The sequence below is a fragment of the Aliirhizobium sp. YIM B11859 genome (genome assembly GCF_057163345.1).
Window position 1 is genome coordinate 1 of the sequence record NZ_JBXHAY010000025.1, and the last position, 15,975, is coordinate 15,975.

23 protein-coding genes and 1 pseudogene are annotated in these 15,975 nt (G+C 57.7%); 14 read left to right on the forward strand and 10 right to left on the reverse strand.

All coding sequences use genetic code 11. The annotated features are described in order from the left end of the window. Window positions 1-244: 244 nt before the first annotated feature. From AC2GXZ_RS31745 to AC2GXZ_RS31755, 3 genes are all read right to left on the reverse strand, one after another. The gene (locus tag AC2GXZ_RS31745; RefSeq protein ID WP_483763242.1) at window positions 245-922 is read right to left on the reverse strand and encodes a hypothetical protein; all 678 of its coding nucleotides are present in this window, start codon (window positions 920-922) and stop codon (window positions 245-247) included. A 206-nt stretch (window positions 923-1,128) separates the two neighbouring features. Then, a complete protein-coding gene (locus AC2GXZ_RS31750; protein ID WP_483763243.1) occupies window positions 1,129-1,971 on the reverse strand; it encodes a ParA family protein in 843 nt (280 codons plus the stop codon). A gap of 50 nt (window positions 1,972-2,021) precedes the next feature. Next, the gene (locus tag AC2GXZ_RS31755; RefSeq protein WP_483763244.1) at window positions 2,022-2,345 is read right to left on the reverse strand and encodes a hypothetical protein; all 324 of its coding nucleotides are present in this window, start codon (window positions 2,343-2,345) and stop codon (window positions 2,022-2,024) included. Window positions 2,346-2,623: 278 nt separating this feature from the next. Here AC2GXZ_RS31755 and AC2GXZ_RS31760 point away from each other — a divergent pair. From AC2GXZ_RS31760 to AC2GXZ_RS31795, 8 genes and pseudogenes are all read left to right on the forward strand, one after another. Then, window positions 2,624-3,019, forward strand: a pseudogene (locus AC2GXZ_RS31760) (recombinase family protein). Between the two features lie 77 nt (window positions 3,020-3,096). Next, the gene (locus AC2GXZ_RS31765; RefSeq protein WP_483763245.1) at window positions 3,097-3,231 is read left to right on the forward strand and encodes a ribbon-helix-helix protein, CopG family; all 135 of its coding nucleotides are present in this window, start codon (window positions 3,097-3,099) and stop codon (window positions 3,229-3,231) included. Between the two features lie 177 nt (window positions 3,232-3,408). Then, the gene (locus AC2GXZ_RS31770) at window positions 3,409-4,119 is read left to right on the forward strand and encodes a helix-turn-helix domain-containing protein (protein WP_483763246.1); all 711 of its coding nucleotides are present in this window, start codon (window positions 3,409-3,411) and stop codon (window positions 4,117-4,119) included. Between the two features lie 268 nt (window positions 4,120-4,387). After that, entirely contained in the window at window positions 4,388-5,017 is a 630-nt protein-coding gene (parA, locus tag AC2GXZ_RS31775; protein WP_483763247.1) for a ParA family partition ATPase, read from the forward strand. A 19-nt stretch (window positions 5,018-5,036) separates the two neighbouring features. Then, window positions 5,037-5,252: a plasmid partition protein ParG gene (locus tag AC2GXZ_RS31780; RefSeq protein ID WP_483763248.1), complete on the forward strand. Its 216-nt coding sequence runs from the start codon at window positions 5,037-5,039 to the stop codon at window positions 5,250-5,252. A 34-nt stretch (window positions 5,253-5,286) separates the two neighbouring features. Then, the gene (locus tag AC2GXZ_RS31785) at window positions 5,287-5,817 is read left to right on the forward strand and encodes an RNA 2'-phosphotransferase (protein WP_483763249.1); all 531 of its coding nucleotides are present in this window, start codon (window positions 5,287-5,289) and stop codon (window positions 5,815-5,817) included. A gap of 49 nt (window positions 5,818-5,866) precedes the next feature. Then, window positions 5,867-6,244 carry a type II toxin-antitoxin system RelE/ParE family toxin gene (locus AC2GXZ_RS31790; protein WP_483763250.1) on the forward strand — a complete coding sequence of 126 codons (378 nt, stop codon included), beginning with the start codon at window positions 5,867-5,869 and terminating at the stop codon, window positions 6,242-6,244. Then, the gene (locus AC2GXZ_RS31795) at window positions 6,225-6,560 is read left to right on the forward strand and encodes a helix-turn-helix domain-containing protein (RefSeq protein ID WP_483763251.1); all 336 of its coding nucleotides are present in this window, start codon (window positions 6,225-6,227) and stop codon (window positions 6,558-6,560) included. Before AC2GXZ_RS31790 ends, AC2GXZ_RS31795 begins: the two co-directional genes overlap by 20 nt. Window positions 6,561-6,741: 181 nt before the next feature. Here AC2GXZ_RS31795 and AC2GXZ_RS31800 read toward each other — a convergent pair whose 3' ends face one another. Together AC2GXZ_RS31800 and AC2GXZ_RS31805 are read right to left on the reverse strand one after the other, a co-directional pair. After that, window positions 6,742-7,116 carry a helix-turn-helix domain-containing protein gene (locus AC2GXZ_RS31800; protein ID WP_483763252.1) on the reverse strand — a complete coding sequence of 125 codons (375 nt, stop codon included), beginning with the start codon at window positions 7,114-7,116 and terminating at the stop codon, window positions 6,742-6,744. A gap of 94 nt (window positions 7,117-7,210) precedes the next feature. Beyond that, window positions 7,211-8,686 (reverse strand): type IV secretion system DNA-binding domain-containing protein, encoded by a 1,476-nt coding sequence (locus AC2GXZ_RS31805; protein ID WP_483763253.1) that lies wholly within the window; start codon window positions 8,684-8,686, stop codon window positions 7,211-7,213. A 164-nt stretch (window positions 8,687-8,850) separates the two neighbouring features. On the opposite strand from AC2GXZ_RS31805, the gene AC2GXZ_RS31810 reads away from it, so the two are divergent. The 5 genes from AC2GXZ_RS31810 (at window position 8,851) to AC2GXZ_RS31830 (ending at window position 12,826) form a co-directional block, all read left to right on the forward strand. Then, a complete protein-coding gene (locus AC2GXZ_RS31810; RefSeq protein WP_483763254.1) occupies window positions 8,851-9,219 on the forward strand; it encodes a plasmid mobilization protein in 369 nt (122 codons plus the stop codon). Then, window positions 9,209-10,675: a relaxase/mobilization nuclease domain-containing protein gene (locus AC2GXZ_RS31815; protein WP_483763255.1), complete on the forward strand. Its 1,467-nt coding sequence runs from the start codon at window positions 9,209-9,211 to the stop codon at window positions 10,673-10,675. Before AC2GXZ_RS31810 ends, AC2GXZ_RS31815 begins: the two co-directional genes overlap by 11 nt. After that, a complete protein-coding gene (locus tag AC2GXZ_RS31820; protein ID WP_483763256.1) occupies window positions 10,672-11,088 on the forward strand; it encodes a hypothetical protein in 417 nt (138 codons plus the stop codon). The genes AC2GXZ_RS31815 and AC2GXZ_RS31820 overlap by 4 nt, the downstream gene beginning before the upstream one ends. Window positions 11,089-11,392: 304 nt before the next feature. Next, complete coding sequence (locus tag AC2GXZ_RS31825) at window positions 11,393-11,701, forward strand: hypothetical protein (protein WP_483763257.1); 309 nt, start codon at window positions 11,393-11,395, stop codon at window positions 11,699-11,701. A gap of 75 nt (window positions 11,702-11,776) precedes the next feature. Then, on the forward strand, window positions 11,777-12,826 hold the full coding sequence (locus tag AC2GXZ_RS31830) for a hypothetical protein (RefSeq protein WP_483763258.1): 1,050 nt from the start codon (window positions 11,777-11,779) through the stop codon (window positions 12,824-12,826). Between the two features lie 3 nt (window positions 12,827-12,829). On the opposite strand, the gene AC2GXZ_RS31835 is transcribed toward AC2GXZ_RS31830, so the two are convergent. Genes AC2GXZ_RS31835 through AC2GXZ_RS31850 form a run of 4 tightly spaced genes read right to left on the reverse strand, consistent with a single transcriptional unit; the run spans window position 12,830 to window position 14,197 of the window. Then, the gene (locus tag AC2GXZ_RS31835) at window positions 12,830-13,141 is read right to left on the reverse strand and encodes a hypothetical protein (RefSeq protein WP_483763259.1); all 312 of its coding nucleotides are present in this window, start codon (window positions 13,139-13,141) and stop codon (window positions 12,830-12,832) included. Window positions 13,142-13,157: 16 nt separating this feature from the next. Then, window positions 13,158-13,613: an N-acetyltransferase family protein gene (locus tag AC2GXZ_RS31840; protein WP_483763260.1), complete on the reverse strand. Its 456-nt coding sequence runs from the start codon at window positions 13,611-13,613 to the stop codon at window positions 13,158-13,160. A 28-nt stretch (window positions 13,614-13,641) separates the two neighbouring features. Beyond that, window positions 13,642-13,878, reverse strand: coding sequence for a hypothetical protein (locus AC2GXZ_RS31845; RefSeq protein ID WP_483763261.1), 237 nt, complete (start codon window positions 13,876-13,878; stop codon window positions 13,642-13,644). A gap of 1 nt (window position 13,879) precedes the next feature. Next, on the reverse strand, window positions 13,880-14,197 hold the full coding sequence (locus AC2GXZ_RS31850) for a hypothetical protein (RefSeq protein WP_483763262.1): 318 nt from the start codon (window positions 14,195-14,197) through the stop codon (window positions 13,880-13,882). 363 nt (window positions 14,198-14,560) lie between these two features. Between AC2GXZ_RS31850 and AC2GXZ_RS31855 the strand changes: the two genes are divergently transcribed. Continuing rightward, complete coding sequence (locus AC2GXZ_RS31855; protein WP_483763263.1) at window positions 14,561-15,187, forward strand: Type 1 glutamine amidotransferase-like domain-containing protein; 627 nt, start codon at window positions 14,561-14,563, stop codon at window positions 15,185-15,187. A gap of 83 nt (window positions 15,188-15,270) precedes the next feature. Here the strand turns inward: AC2GXZ_RS31855 and AC2GXZ_RS31860 are convergent, their stop codons facing one another. Next, window positions 15,271-15,855: a recombinase family protein gene (locus tag AC2GXZ_RS31860; RefSeq protein WP_483763264.1), complete on the reverse strand. Its 585-nt coding sequence runs from the start codon at window positions 15,853-15,855 to the stop codon at window positions 15,271-15,273. Window positions 15,856-15,975 lie beyond the last annotated feature (120 nt).

Here is a 15,975-nt window from a genome sequence, read left to right on the forward strand (position 1 = left end):
TCCCTCATTGCAAGAAATATAGTACTATCTAAATGAGACAGGCGGACCTTCGGCAAAATCGGACTTTCCGGTCGGATGCAACGTAGCAAAATGCGTGTCCGTTGAACGATCCTCTTTCGTACAGGTCGCAGCTGATGGAAATTGCCATGGAGGCGTCACCATGGACGCGGCTCTCAGCACGCTGCTCATCGGTGCTACTTAGCGCTGAAAATATGGTGCTAGACAGCTTTGAAGGTCACAGAAATTAACGAAACTTCGGGTGACGGATCTTATCTCTTTTTGAGAGATTTTTATTATTCCCAACTGCCGCATCTGTACGAGCTTCATCGTCTTCAGATGAAATCTTTTTCGCATCATCAGCGATCTTGGATGCAGAATTGCCACTAGGGGGATTGCCCTGTGTGTCAAAAGCTTTCCCCTCTAAACCCTTAGGCTCCCGTTCCGGCGTGATCGCGGTTACATCAGTGCCTTTCTGATCGGAGGGAAGGAGCTGATTATCGCTCTCTACATGGTGAGAGCGATGTATACCTGAATGCTCGCCATTCTCCTGGGGGATCTGATCCGAAGCTTTTTGCCCGTCGTCTATCTCAAGCTCTTTGTTAGGTTTACGGTCATGGGACCGTGCCGCAGAGCTTGCAGCTTTAATAGCGTCCGATAGAGGGCCGAGTTGCGACGGACCAGAATGCCGAGAGTTCCGTATTAGCCTTTCCAAATGCTCATTTGGCAGATCAACTATCGCGCTGATTACCCTCCGAAACGCATCCTGTCGCTGCTTCAGCGAACGCGTTTCGACCCCTCTCATTTCAAGAAAATTCCGTACATCTGAGATGGTGGGCAAAAATGCCTTGTGTTCCCAGCGTGATGCCAGATTGATGAGTAGCATTCGCTTATCGTCGGGAACGTCTGCTTTTTCAGCAATCATTACTGCGTTCTGACGACCGGCATCTTGGCGCTTTCGGCGCTCGGCAAGGCTTAGAGGACGCGTACCGTCTTCCGAGCTTCCGCTAATCTCCTCTAGCTCATATACGGCGCGGAGCACTTCCTCACGTCCCCACTGTTTAATGAGTGGAGACAGCAATTCTCGTAAAAACTCTCGCCTATATCGCTGCATAGTACCTGCCTATCGTCCTAAAGCCCTATTGCGTCAAAGAATTCCTTCGCAAATCGGGGAAACATCGCTGCGTTACCAGAATAGCTATGATCGCCGCGCATAATCTTTGGGAAACCACGAGAGAACGGAATCTCTGTCCGAAATACCGGCCACCCATTCTTGGCGGCTTCCGCCCGAATATCGCCAAGAGCCCGAGCCTTCTCAGGCCCCCCGTTATTACCACCATCGTAAAAGGCGTTATTTATGACGATGCCTGAAACGTCAATTTTATGACCTCTATTGGCTTTCCGAAATGAAACCAAGGACTCTTGCAGGAGTGGAAATCCAATAGTGGCGAAATATTCGGGCTTCACCGGAACTAGCACTAAGCCGCTCGCATGGTATGCCGCGCGAGTAAGAACCGACTCTGTGGGAGCGCAATCAATGATAATCACGTCTTTATGCTGGAAGTTTGCAGCAAGGTAGCGAGCTAACACTTTTGGATCAGGGCGAAGAGACTCCGTTAAATTATCGGAAAAGTCGAATCTGGAGGGAATTAGCTGGAGCGAGTTTGCGCCAATTTGCCAAATGTCCTCAACAGATCCAGCAAGGGGCTTCGGGCCGCCGCCCTTACCAGCGGGCGGCTGATAACCATTGAATATTTCTACAATCGAGGGGCGCTGTTCCGTGAGGAAATCATTATAGTTCTCGTGCATCAACGCTTGGCTAAGGTTCGCCTGTGGGTCGAGATCGATTGCCAAGACATCTTTGCGGCGGGTGCTAAGTGCGTAACGGCTAAGAAGGGCAGAGATTGTTGATTTTCCAACCCCCCCTTTGAGATTAATTACACATATTACGAGTGGGCCATCAGGTCTTGCCATTCTTTTCCCCCCTTAGGAACAAACACGTTGCCGATGTTTCAAAGAGTCACTTACTCGCTCTCTGGAAACATCTCTTTCATACGGCTTTCCACAATACCAAGCGCCCCCAAGGCCCAAGATCGGTGTTGGCTCTCATCATGCCCGTTTGTGATATCGAAATTTAAGTTCGCACTAACATGCCACCTGAGTTTAAAGAGCTTCTCAGAGACATACCCATCGATTTCGTCATATTTTCCGAGAATTTCCTTTTCTATTTCTTTTATAAAAATATCGAGGCCTGCGCGCAGAGCGCATCTGTGTTCAATAGGAAGATCACGACTTGCAGCACTAATAATGTCGTTAATGGCTTTAAACGTGATTTTTGCATCATTCATTTTTCAGTTTCCAACGGCGTCTAGGGGGAGTGTAGTTTCTAGACCGAGCAGCGCAAATTTTACTTTTGGCAGTCTTGTGTTTTTCCGCAACATCTTAAAACGGTTAGCCCCCAATACGCCGCTTCTCCCATAAGCCGGGCATCAGCACAGCGCCGGTGTACAACATTGCGGCGACAATTCTGGAACCCGGGACAGTTTATTGTCGCACAATATGGATTTCCGTGACGGTTCGCACGAGGTAGATTTCGGGCATGTCGCCCACAAGGCCCCCCCCTGCCATGCTTATAGGATATGCCCGTGTCTCAACGGACGGCCAGACTCTTGACCAGCAGCGCGCGGCGTTGAAGGCGGCCGGCTGTGTCCGAATCTTTGAAGAAAAGGCATCGGGCGCGTAGCGCGGCCGCCCCGAGTTGGCGAAGATGCTGGACCATTTGCAGCCGGGCAACGTCGTGACGGTCACGCGGCTTGATCGCCTCGCCCGATCGACGCGCGATCTTCTCGATATTACCAAGGCGATCGGCCGCGCCGAGGCCGGCTTGCGAGCGCTGGCTGAGAAATCCCGCCTGAAAGGCCGTTTTCTGTTTGTCTGTGGAGATGCAAACACGAGTAAATCCAGCACTTTGACGATAAGGGGTTGCAGAATCGGCGCAAATCATTGTTTCTTGAAACAATGAACCGTGCCGAACCTACAACAACGACGCAAAGAGTTGTCGCTCATCGAGAGCGGAGGCGTGCCGCTGGGCGTATGTTGGTGACGGTTGATCTCTCCAATGAGACCGTCGAGTACCTCGATAATCTCAAGGAGGTTATGGGCGCGCGTTCGCGCGCGGCCGTCATTGAAGAAGCTTTAAAGGTCTATATCGAGAAGCAAGAGGGCATAAAATGAAAAACCCCTCGCCGCGCTAACGGCTTGGGGTTTTCGGATTACGGACACGGCTTTGTTAGAGCGCCCTGAACAGCCTCTAATATAGCCGTTCACATGTGAGCCTGCAAGATATGAGTCTTGCGGGAACGCTGAATATTTGTCCGCTGTCCATGCCCTCCAAACGGAGGACGAAGGACGATGTTTGCACAGATAGGGGCCGTGCTCGCAGGAGCACCGGCCGAGCGGGAGCGCACACCCGTTCGAAGACAGTCCCGTGCAGCGGGACGATGCGAAGGCGTATTCTGGCAGCGGACGAACCGGCAGGAGGTCCGCCAGATCGTTCTGGCGGCGCGGCGATATGAGTTGGCATGCCGAGAGCCAGGTACACGCAACGGCCCCCTTGGAGGCATTGCCATCGAGGTGTTGGAGCTATTCGCCAATCTGGTGAACTTTCGCACTGGTAGGCTCGATCCTTCGATAGACTTCCTCATGGACAAGCTGCGGCGTTCGCGTGACGCCATCGTGCGCGCGTTGAAGGCGCTACGCTCGCATGGCTTCCTCGACTGGCTGCGGCGCTATGTGCCGACCGGAAATGAGGGGCGCGGCCCACAGGTCCAGCAGACCAGCAACGCCTATCGGTTGTCGCTCCCTGCCCGCGCTCGCCAGTTTCTCGGCCGGTTCGGCATGACCCCTCCCCCGCCCGACGATCATGCGCAGGCTGAGGCCGAGCGTGCGGCCGAGATGGAAGCGCACCGGGCTAGCCTGCCTATGGACGAACTGGCCCTGTTCGAAGTGGGCGATAATCCCTTGGGCCAGGCGCTCGCCAAGCTTGCAAGATCTATGAAACAACGTGAGTCCGCCAGACGGACTGAATCCCAATCTAATTCTATAATAAATAGCGAAACATGAACGGTCGCCGCTGTTCGGGCCTCTCACGAGGCCCTGCGGCGGTTCTGGCCCGCGTATAATGCGGGCCAGCGCGGCACCCTCAAAGCCTAAAATCGCAACGTTCACGCTTGCGGCCACCGTTGCATGGGCTTTCGAAAGAAAGCAGGCGGAGAGGCTTGCGCTAAACACTCAAATGAGTTGATGAGCGGATACGTCTTTACTCAACTACTCATTTCGTATATACTCACTTGAGTAAAAGCACATTTCATCAACCGTAGGAGCATCGGCCGTGCATGTGATCGCCGTTTTAAACCAGAAGGGGGGCGCGGGGAAAACCACCATCGCCACCCATCTAGCCCGCGCCTTGCAGATCGGCGGCGCTGACGTGCTGTTGATCGATTCCGATCCACAGGGCAGCGCCCGCGATTGGGCGGCTGTACGCGAGGAACAGCCGCTTTCCGTGGTCGGGATCGACCGGCCGACGATAGAGCGCGACCTGAAGAATATTGCCCGCAAGGATTTCGTGGTAATCGACGGAGCGCCGCAAGCGGCCGATCTCGCCGTATCGGCCATCAAAGCCGCTAATTTCATCCTGATCCCGGTCCAGCCCTCGCCCTACGATATTTGGGCGACCGCTGATCTTGTCGATCTGGTGAAACAGCGCATCGAGGTCACGGACGGCAAATTGCGCGCTGCCTTTGTCGTCTCCCGCGCCATCAAGGGAACCAAGATCGGCAGCGAGATCACCGAGGCTCTGAACGGCTATGGCCTGCCGGTCTTGGCGACCCGGATCACGCAGCGCGTAGGCTATCCTGGCTCCGCTGCGGCCGGATCGACCGTCCTCGATCTGGAACCTGACAGCGAAGCTGCCCGCGAAATCATCGCACTGGCAAATGAAGTTAAGCAAAGCCTCAATTGAGTAATAAGGAGATAATCAAATGAGTGAAGAAAAGCGCGGCATGCTTAGCGCCGGTCGTCCGAGCAACGTACGCAAGTCCGCCACCCTTGCCAGCCTGTCGGACAAAGGCGGCACGGTGCGGGTGAATTTCGATCTGGATCGCGACGAGCACAAGCGTCTCAAGTTGATGGCCGTCGAGCAGGGCCGCACCGTAACCGAGATTTTGAGGGAGCTTGTATCTCAGGCCCTCAAATGAGTGATTGAGTAAATATGTAGATGAGTACGGAGAAATGTCAAAAGAAATCAGCAAACTGTTGAGCCATGTGCTTCGGCATGCGCCGGAGCGGCTCGGGATCACGCTCGATTCCAACGGATGGACGCCGGTAGAGGCGTTGCTAGCGAAAGCGCGGAAAGCCGGGTTCAAGATCGACCGGGCGACCCTCGAAACTGTTGTGGCCGAGAACGACAAGCAGCGTTTTACGCTGTCCGATGACGGCCAGCTTATCCGGGCGGCACAGGGGCATTCCCTTGCCGTCGATCTTGGCCTCGCGGCCAGTGAGCCACCGGAGACGCTGTTTCATGGCACGGCGCGGGACAACCTCGATGCGATCTTTGCCGAAGGGCTGAAGGCCGGCAGGCGGCGGCATGTCCACCTGTCGCCCAACGAGGAAACCGCGATCAAGGTCGGGAGCCGACACGGCAAGCCGGTGGTGCTGCGGATCGCGACGGGCCTCATGCATGCGGATGGCTTTTCTTTCTGGCAGGCTGATAACGGAGTATGGCTGACGGACAACGTTCCGCCCGGCTATCTTGGCTTCTAGGGCGTTGTGAGTTCATTGCAATTTATACCAGTTCAGATATAAGATGCCTATGAGTCAAGATGAGCGCCCGCTAGAGTGGATCGGCAGCAGCTACAAAGACCTGATACAGCTTCCGGCCGATGTGCGTAAGTTTATCGGCTTTGCGCTGCATTTCGCGCAGCACGGCGACCAGCATCCGGCGTCGAAGGTGCTCAAGGGCTTCGGCGGCGCTGGCGTTCTGGAAGTGGTCGAAAACGACGCGGGCGGCACGTACCGGGCCGTCTATACGGTCAGGTTTGAGGAAGCCGTATTCGTGCTGCACTGCTTCCAGAAGAAGAGCAAAAGCGGCATTGCCACGCCGAAGGAAGACATGGACGTTATCCGGGCGCGGCTCAAGGTGGCCGAGGTCCTAGCTAAGGAGATGAGACATGCGCACCCGCATCGTTGATGGGATCGAAGTCACGACCGGCTCCGGCAATGTCTTTGCCGATCTCGGTCTATCTGATGCTGACAAGCTCAAGGTAAAATCCGGCCTGATGATCGAAATCACCAAGGCCGTGCGTCGGCTCGATCTGACGCAGGAGGAAGCAGGGCGGCGCATGGGGCTTCCACAGCCGAAAGTGTCGGCGCTCCTGCGCGGTGATTTCACCAACCTCTCAGAGCGCAAGCTGATGGATGCTCTGAACCGGCTTGGCTACGATATCGAAATCACCGTGCGGCCTACGGCCGATCCGGTCGGGCACCTGACACTTGCTGTTGCGTGATCGGTGAGGGAGATCGAGCCTATTTCCAAATTAGCCCGATCTCGTCGCCGTTCGGACCGCTAGGCCGGGAGCCGAAACCCTCAAGCGTATCGTAGGGCGACAAGGGCCGGATGACAAACGAGCGAACACTCAATTACTCAATTACTCAATAACTCATCGCATCAACAATTCGCCCCCGCCGTCAAAAAGCGGTACCAGTCTGCTCCTGCGGCTCGACCTCTGGCGCTGCGGTCTGAATACGGCGCGCGCCCTTCTGGCGAACCCGCTTCGGAAGCTGCGCCACGTCGCACATAAGCCCGATATCATCGCTGCCAACGTCGAGCAGGTTGGACAACCGGTCCCTTTCGCCAAGGGTCAGAAGCACCATAGCGAGGACGCCGAGAGCTACCCCGCTATCTCCTTTTTCAAGGCGTCGGATCGTGGCGACGTTGAAGCCCGCACCCTCCGCAAGCCGTTGTTGGGTGAAGCGCCGTTTCTTGCGGGCGATAGCGATATCGTCGCCGAGCTTGCGCAACTCGGCGTCCATACGCAGGGAGGGGACGCGGGGATTTTTCATAATGCGCAGTATATATCACCTTATATCGCTATAAAGCGATATATTTGCACTATAAAGCTCCCGCGCTTTGCGCCGGGACCGCTCGGATTCATCCTCATCCCTTGTAGGGCTGGATGGTTGTCCGCCGCACGGTTTCATCGCCGGAGAATTTCACATAGGCGGTGAGATCAGGCAGGGCGGTCAGGTCTTCCGGCGTCACGATCCGCTCCCGGCTCTCTTGGTAGGAGGTCGTAGTAGAACCTAGATTGCCATCGCGGCTCATTATCTGGTTGCTGAAGCTGGTTGACGAGACGAGGTGCTTGGCCTCTCCGAGCAGGCGGGACTGCCTCTCTGCGATCTCGGCGCTGTTGGCGCGCAGAATGACCTTGTTTGACAGGTTGTTGAGCAGGGTCTCAGCCCGGTTCGGGCCGTAGATGTGGCGCATCTGGTGAAAGTCCTGCAAGCCTACGACGACGCGGAATCCGGTTTTGCGCAGTTCGGTGACGCCGGTCAGCAGGGCCGGGATTTCCCCGAGGCCGGAAAGCTCGTCGATGATGATCCACGTTTTGCGGTTGGATGATCCGCCGTCGCAGGCAGCAACGATCAGCTGATCGAGCCACGCGGAAATCAGGTTTTTCATCTCAGCCAGGTTGCGCTTGCGATAGGGGATGAAGATCGAGGGGCGGTCGCCCTTGCTCTCCACCCAATCGCGGATCGAGAACGAGCCTTCCTTGAGGAAAGGCCAGAATTTCAGGGTCTCGATAAACGACATGCGGACGGAGTTGAGGCCCTTCTCATTGTCGGCCAGCGCTGCGGCCGGAGTGCCAGCGATCAGGGGCCGGATGACTTCCGGAGAGGCCGAGGTCAGCAGTTCGAACAGTTCGGCATTGCTGAACGGGCGACCGGCTTCCTTGCAGGCCAGCCAGTAGTTGCGGGAAACAGCCGCGAACATGGCGCGGGCCATCGCATGCCACTCGGCGCTGTCGCCGGAGCCTTCCCCGACGAACGATGCGGCAAGGCCTGCCCAGTCGGCGGCGTTATGGACTTCGTTGGTGGGAAACCATCCCGGCGAGCGCTCATCGAACGGCGACAGGATCACGTCGCCGGGTTGGCCGAGGGTGTCATAGAGGTCGTAATTGGAGTCGACCACCACAACGACATCGCCGCGCTTCCTGACAGCATCGATCCACGTTTTGAGAATCTGCGTCTTGCCGGTCCCGGTCGCGCCCTCGATGACGGTGTGCAGCGGCTCCTTGGCGATCGGCATGCGGGTGTTGCCGATTGGGACCGCTCCCGGCTCGCCGAGGTCCGGGCCGAACGTCTTCGCAAGCTGGTTGCCACCGATCCGGGTTTTCTTGATCGGCGAATAAACGGTGTTGTCGTTCATGTAACCGAACAGTCGCCGTATCGCATAAACGCACCCGGCAAGGCCAATGCCGTACATCAAGAATCTGTCGAAGACGCCTGTCTTGGCAAGCAGATTCCAGAACGTCCCGAAAAAGCAAAAAAGCATGATCGGCGTGATGAGCATGATACCGATCGCACCTTTGGAAATCGCCCACTGGTTCGTCTTCTTTTCCTCGTCCAACATGCCAACCCCTTCCGCTCGAACCCTCTTTTGCCAGTCTTCTGTCGTGCATTGACGATGGAAGACTTTAGGGAGATATTATCGGAATAACTGAGAGTAACAAGCTATGTTTTTGGTACCCAAAAACGCTTGTCGGGGCACGGCCCCAAACCCCAAGGGAGCGTGGATTGACCGACGAGAAGACCGGTAAGCGAGCAGGCGGCAGACCGCGCAAAGCGGTAGCCGAGCAGCGCACCGAGCGGCTTTCCGGCATCCGCCTGACCACGGCCGAGCGCGCCTATATCGAGGCGCAGGCCGAGCGCTCCGGATTGCCTGTCGCGGAGTTCGCCCGCCGCGCCATTCTCGGTGTCCAGATCGAGCCGCGCCGCTCGTCGGCCGACGAGCGTATGCTCTTCGAGGTCAACCGGATCGGGGTGAATCTGGCGCAGCTTTTGAAGGCGCTGCACTTCGGCCAGACGCCGCTTGTCGGTGAGATCGAAGCGACCGTGGCAGACGTCCGCGGCGCGCTGGAGAGGTTGGCCGGCGATGGTTCCTGACGTCGCCGGCACAGGCCACAGCTTCAAGGGTGCGTTGGCCTATTACCTGCATGACAAGCGTGGTGACGATCAGTCGCCGCACCTGTCGAGCAGTGAGCGCGTTGAATGGACCGAGACGCGCAACCTCGCCACCAGTGATATGCAGACGGCCGAGCGCGTCATGATCGCCACGGCCAAGCGGAGCGACGATCTCAAGCGGGAGGCCGGAATCCGAAATACCGGCCGAAAATCGAACGCCCACGTCTACGCCTACAGCCTGTCGTGGCATCCGTCCGAACGTCCGGACCGGGCAGAGATGATGCGCGCGGCCGACGAGACGCTGAAGGCTCTCGGGGCCGATAACCGGCAAGCCATCATCGTTGCCCATACCGATCGGGCGCACCGCCATGTGCATGTGATCGTCAACCGGGTGGACCCGAGCGACGGCCGGATGCTTTCGACCAGCAACGACCGGCTGAAACTGTCGGATTGGGCCAATAGCTATGAGCGCGGTCGCGGCAACATCGTGACGCCGAAGCGCGAGGAACGGCGGCAGCAGCGCCAGCAGCATGCCGACCGGACGCAACGCCGGGATTATGCCGCCAAGGCGCGGATCGCAGCGCAGGAGCGCGCCCACGATACAGGAAGCAGGATTGCCAGCCTGAAGGAACTCGGCGCCGCCCAAGGGGCGCGCCATCGTGGAGAATGGCGCGACCTGGCTGTGACCAACAAAGCTGGCCGGAGCGCGATCTACGACCAGTTCCGGGCGCAGATCAAAGATACCGCCGCCCGCCATAAGGTCGAGGTCAAGCCGATCTGGCGAATGCACTTCCGTCGAGCGCAGGGCGAGGACAGAGGATTCCATAGCCGCGAGCAGAGCCTAGCGGGCCGATTGCTGAACGCGTGGGAGGCTGCAAAGCACCGGCAGGATACCGGCCAGTTAGACGGCCGTGGCCTTCTCGGTGAGACCATGCGGCAGGTGTTTTCCTCAGAAGCTCGACAGGAGGCGTTCGCTCAAGCGCAGGACATGACCCGCGCCGAACTCGCCACCCGCCTGAAAACCATCCTCGATCGCGAGATTGAGGGGGTGAAGACCGAGCGCGGTCAGGCCCTCGTTGCGCAACGGCAGGACTACCAGACGCAGCGCGCCGCCCTGATCGAGCGTCAGGACAGCGATCGGGCGAAACTGAGCGAGGCATGGAAGGCTCTGAAACCGGCTAGGGAGCGCAAGGAGGGCGATAAGCCGTATTGGCGCGCCGAACAGCGCCGAAGCGGCTCAGAGCGCCCCAGAGAGGCGCAGGAGCGGCAATTAGAGGGTCGTGCAGGGTTCTTTGCCCGCAAAGATCAGATCGAGCGTCAGCAAGGCGCAGATCGCACCGACAAGGCGGAAAGCTTTTTCGAGCGAAAAGAACGGCTCGAACGGGAGGCCCGCGAGAAGCCTCGCGACCGTGGCCGGGAATGGGAGCGTGATCGATGATGGATCCTCGCAAGGATCGAGCCGTGCGCCGAAGGGCAAGGGAGCAGGAGCGTCAGCAGGCGACGGCGTTGCTCCTGTCCGATCTGACCCGGCCGTGGCAGTCGCAGACATCGGCGCTGGCCCTTTACGCGAGCCGATCCGCGATATCGCCTGCCATGGCCGACATGGTGCGCAAGCGGATCAATTGGGATTGGGCCGCAGCGGCGATCGCCTATCGCGATCCCGAATGGAGCGAGCCGGTCAATCCGTTCGCGCTCGATCTCGACCAGCTCGACCGGGAACAGCCCGAGGAGCGCGAATGCTCCCCGCCGTGGTTGGAGTATTTCGACAACCGGGAGCGGATCGAGCAGGAGGCGCGCGAGCAGGCAGGCCGGGAGCTAGACCGCGAACAGGATTGGGATCGCGACCGATAGCGACGGTAGGCGATCAGGACAGGGCCTCGGAACGCACTCCCCCATAGTGCCGTAGTGGAGAGGCCCTGTCCTGATCGCCGGGTGGGGATGCACCGTCATTGCCACAGTCGCCCGCCCTTGCCCGTTCACTACGGCGCAATGGGGGAGCGCGTTCACGGGCAAGGACTACCCCTCAATTTTGAGGGGTCCCGCGAAGCGGCCCACGACAATTAGCGGAGCGGCCCGGAGGGAATTGTCATAGTGGGTTGATAATTCTATTATCGACACATTGCCAGACACCCAAATAGTCGCGTGAGGCGAAGCTATGACAGACCCCGCAGCAATGATCGTGCCTGCCGAATATGGCGAGTTGAAAAATCTGCATTGGAACGTCGATCCGTCGCGGCCGATCACACGCGAAGCGGCATGGTCGCACTACTGGCGGGACTGGCGGCATGTGCATCAACCTTCCCTATCCGACAAAGAGCGGGCGCTGATCGAAAGCCTTCAGGCCGAGTTCGGAGATAGCCTCGTCGCTGAGTTCGGGGAGCTTGGCATCCTGCTCGGGACTGAGGGGCCACCGCCGCCGATGAGCGGCTATCGCATGCAGAAGCTGAAGCAGCAGGAGGATTGACCCCTGCCGCTGTCTTCCGTCCGCGTCAAACGTCTCAAGACCATCGCACAGGTGCAGGGCCAGAGCCGCCACGCCATGCGGCTCGATGAAATCTCCAAGGAGCGGCTGAGAGAGGGCGCGGAGGCCGGAACATGCCTTTCATGGTCCAAGGCCACTGACGCCGATCCTCGTGACCTTCTGGCGGCATTCAAGGCCCATAAACGGGAGACGAAGGCAGGCGAGCGCAAGGGCGCGCCGTTGATGCTGCAAGCGCTGTGCGTCGTCTCCCCGGAATGGATCGAAGAAACCGGCGGGCTGCACGATCCGGAGAACCCGCGCAACGTTGCCCTTTTCGATGCTGCGAAGACATGGGCCGAGACGTGGGCGGGTGAGGGTAGCGTCATCGCCTCGCGCCTCGATCTGGACGAGCGCGGCGGTGGCGTCGTGGATGTTTGTATCTCTCCGGTGCGCACGTCCCGAGGCAAGCCACAAATCAGCACCAACAAGCCCCTGCAGGAATTGAAGGAGGCGACCAGCGAGCGCAACGAGTTTGCCGCCCTGCAGACTTCATGGGCCGACTATGCCGCCAAATTCCTAGACCCATCAATTTTGAGGGGCACCCGAAAGCAGGTCACGAACCGGGAGCATGTCAGTCCGGAAGTCTACGGCGCGTTGAAGGATCAGGCCCGCAAGGAGGCCGAGGCCGAATATCAGGAACGGATGACGCGCCTTGCCCGAAAAGAGACCAATCTGATTTTCGATGAGCGCACTATTCTGGACGAGCGTCGCGAGCTCGAGCGCCAACGCGAGGAATTGCAACGGCGCAACGAGGCGACCAAAGCCACTTATGAGAAGGCTAAGAGCCTTCTTGCCACGGCCGAGGCGCTTGCCGCCACCATTCCGGCCGAACTGGTGAGGGCCTTCGGTACTATGCGAAAAGTGACAGGCTCCTTGCTCCGCAAGGTCGGGTGGCTGGACGAAAAATCGAGATTCACCGCATCGGCCGAGATCACGCCGGAGCAGCGTTCCGACATCGCAGCCGCCACGCGGGCAATCGGCGTTGCTCTTCAGCTTAATGAAGTCAAAGCCGAGATCGACGCCCAGGACGAATATAGACAGGACGATTCCGGTCCGGGCGGGCCATGACGATTAGCCACCTCTAAGAGGCTTTTTGCTCGCTAGCGCCCATCCCTCGCCGGTTTCCGATCCGCGAGCGCCGAGCTCGATCAGCAATCTTGCTGTCGTCTCGGGGTCTGCGCCAATGATGGCCGATAAGGTGGTCAGCTTACGCCATTCTGTGCCGGAAGGCGGGTTTTCAAGGGCCGTTTTCAGAAGTGCTTTCCGGCGATCGTCGTCCTGACGCTGAGCCTTGGTTTCCCGCTGATAGCGGCAGTGCTCGATTATGTATTGCCCCACTGCACCGACGACCACGCCGGAGATACCCAAGAAGAAATCCCACATTTTGCCCCTCCATATGTCACGAGGCGCGGGGTGGAATGCGCCTTATCTGAAAGCCGGTTTTGTTCTGTTCAAAGCCTGCATCACTGTAGAATTTCAACGTTGAAGGCTGTTTCGACCCCGTTAGCAGCATGACCTTGTAGCATCCCGCCTGCCATGCAGCTTGGACAGCCCCTTCTAAAACGGCCTTTCCATAGCCCTGCTTCCTGTAGGCCGCATCGGTAACAACATTTTCGATCAGGGCATACGAAGTGCCGCCCCTTGTAAGATTTGGGATGACGATCAGCGTACATGTCGCCACAAGCCTGTCGTCTAGGTCGATCACAAACACATCGCTGCCGGGATAGAGCTTTAGCGCCTCTAACCGATCTCGGGCCGCATCCGGGTCGGTCTCTTTGTCGTCCGGATCAAGGTGGCGATAGAGTTCCAATAGCTGGGGAATGTCACCCTGTCCCGCAGGCCTGAATTTCATCATGTCATTTTAGCCTCTGAGACCCGCCGGCTCATGGTGCGGCGCTATGCTTCCGCCTATCGAGCCACCAAGCGGCGAGCAGTGCCGGCGACAGCAACAGAAGCTCCATTATCCAGTTGAAGATGTTGAACGGGTTGTAAATGTCCTGCACCCGGCTTAGGCCGCCCCAAAATCCATCGTGTAGGAACATGCCGACTATAGCGGCTAAGTTCACGAGAATGACAATTCCGATCCATATCTGAATGAACCAACGCAGTGCCTTGTTCATTTCAAGATCCCAAAGCCTGAAGCACGTACTTTGCAGCGAAGAAGGCGATGACAGGGCTGATGAAAGCCGCCCATGCGAAAGCGTTGATACTGCCGTCGCTTCGTCCCGTAATGGCCTTCGTCAGTCCGGCGGCGAGAAGCGCCATTCCGGCTCCTATGACGATCGCGGCAGCGAACATCCCCGCGATGATCAGGAGCACGTGCTGCCAGATCGGAAGATGCGCGGCAGTGTTTGAAAACCAGTTGTAATACGCTAGGCCGGTGAACCAGCCCAGAATAGTCATTTTTGCCGCTTTTGAATTGACGCTATCTATATTCAAGATGCCTCCCCCACTGAAATCGTCCCCTTCTAAATTTCGCATATTCTTTAATTTTCGCAACGGCACCGTTGCATGTGCTTTCGTGTGACCTTCAGAGCTAATTGGCACTGAATTTCTAGCGCTATTTGGCACTCTGCCAGGGACGCGGAAATGTAGCTTTCGGAGAATTGAGATTGACACCTCAAGCGCTCCGTGGAAGCATTCACGCATGGCAATTTGCGCAATCATCACGACCACTACCACGACCGTCTTGCGACGGCTGGGTAGGTCATGAGTGTATAGCAATATACCCGAAACCAACCCCGCCTCCCGCGGGGTTTTTTATTGCCATCCTCGCGCCCGGCACCATAAACGAGGAAGAGAATGAGGCTGTATCTGTCATCTTATCGAATGGGAAACGAGCGTGAAAAGCTGGTTGAGTTTAGCCGGCAAGGCAGCGTCGCCATTATTGCCAACGCGCTGGACTTCATACCGGACGAGGCTCGGCGGAAATACGAGGCAGAGGTTTATAACCCCCGAACGGAATTTTCAGCTCTTGGGCTACAGACCCGGAACATCGACCTTCGGCACTATTTTGGAAATCCGCAGGAGTTGAGGAAGGTACTGCACGGATGCGGCTTGGTATGGGTGATGGGTGGCAACGCGTTCCTACTCATGCGGGCCTTACAGCAAAGCGGCTTCCCTGACGTTATTCGCGAAATGCTCGCAAGCGATGAAATTGCCTATGGAGGCTTTAGCGCCGGCGCGGTTGTAGCAACGCCAACTTTGCGAGGGATCGAGCTCATGGACGACCCTGCCCAACTAGCGCATGGATATTCGACAGAGGTGGTCTGGGCGGGCATGGGACTTGTCGATTTTTCGATCGTCCCACACTACAGATCAGATCACCCTGAAGCACCGGCCGCTGAGTTAGCCGCTGCCTTTATGGAGGCTAACGACATGCCTTACAAGCCGCTGGCAGACGGCGAAGTCTTCGTCCTGCAAACGTGACGCTTTCACTTGGTGTTCGCAGCCCGGAGGCTACATGTCAGCTTCCGCGACTTGCGCAGAATTAGCGATGCTCTGGGCGGTCATTACACACCAGTAGATAGTTGACGGCTAAGAGTTCGATAGACGGTCGGGCGCGAGACGGAAAACAGCTCTGAGAGATCGCTGATTGAATAGCCACCAGTGTCATACATCCGGCGCAGCTCCTTTTGCTGTCGATCGGAGAGCTTCGGCTTCTTGCCACGTAGCTTTCCCTTGGAACGAGCCAGTGCCATTCCCTCGCGCGTCCGCATCCGGATTAGGTCGGCCTCGAATTCGGCGAAGGTGGCGAGGATGTTGAAGAACAGCTTGCCCATCGGGTCAGACGGATCATGGATGCTGGCGCCTATCTGCAACCTCACGCCCCGCGTTGCGAGGTCGTCGCCGATCGCGCGGGCATCCGGGACAGAGCGAGCGAGACGGTCGAGCTTGGGCACGACAAGCGTATCTCCACTGCGCACGGCTGCGAGCGCCTGATCAAGACCGGGCCGCGCCCGGTTCGTACCGGTGAAGCCGAGATCGGTATAGATGCGATCAGCCGCAATGCCGAGTTTGAGCAGAGTCTCCCTCTGCGCCGCCAGATCTTGTTTGTCGGTCGAACAACGAGCGTAGCCAATGAGGGTGTTTGTCATGCAGAATCTGTAACGTAAGGGGCTCCCTCATTGCAAGAAATATAGTACTATCTAAATGAGACAGGCGGACCTTCGGCAAAATCGGACTTTCCGGTCGGATGCAACGTAGCAAAATGCGTG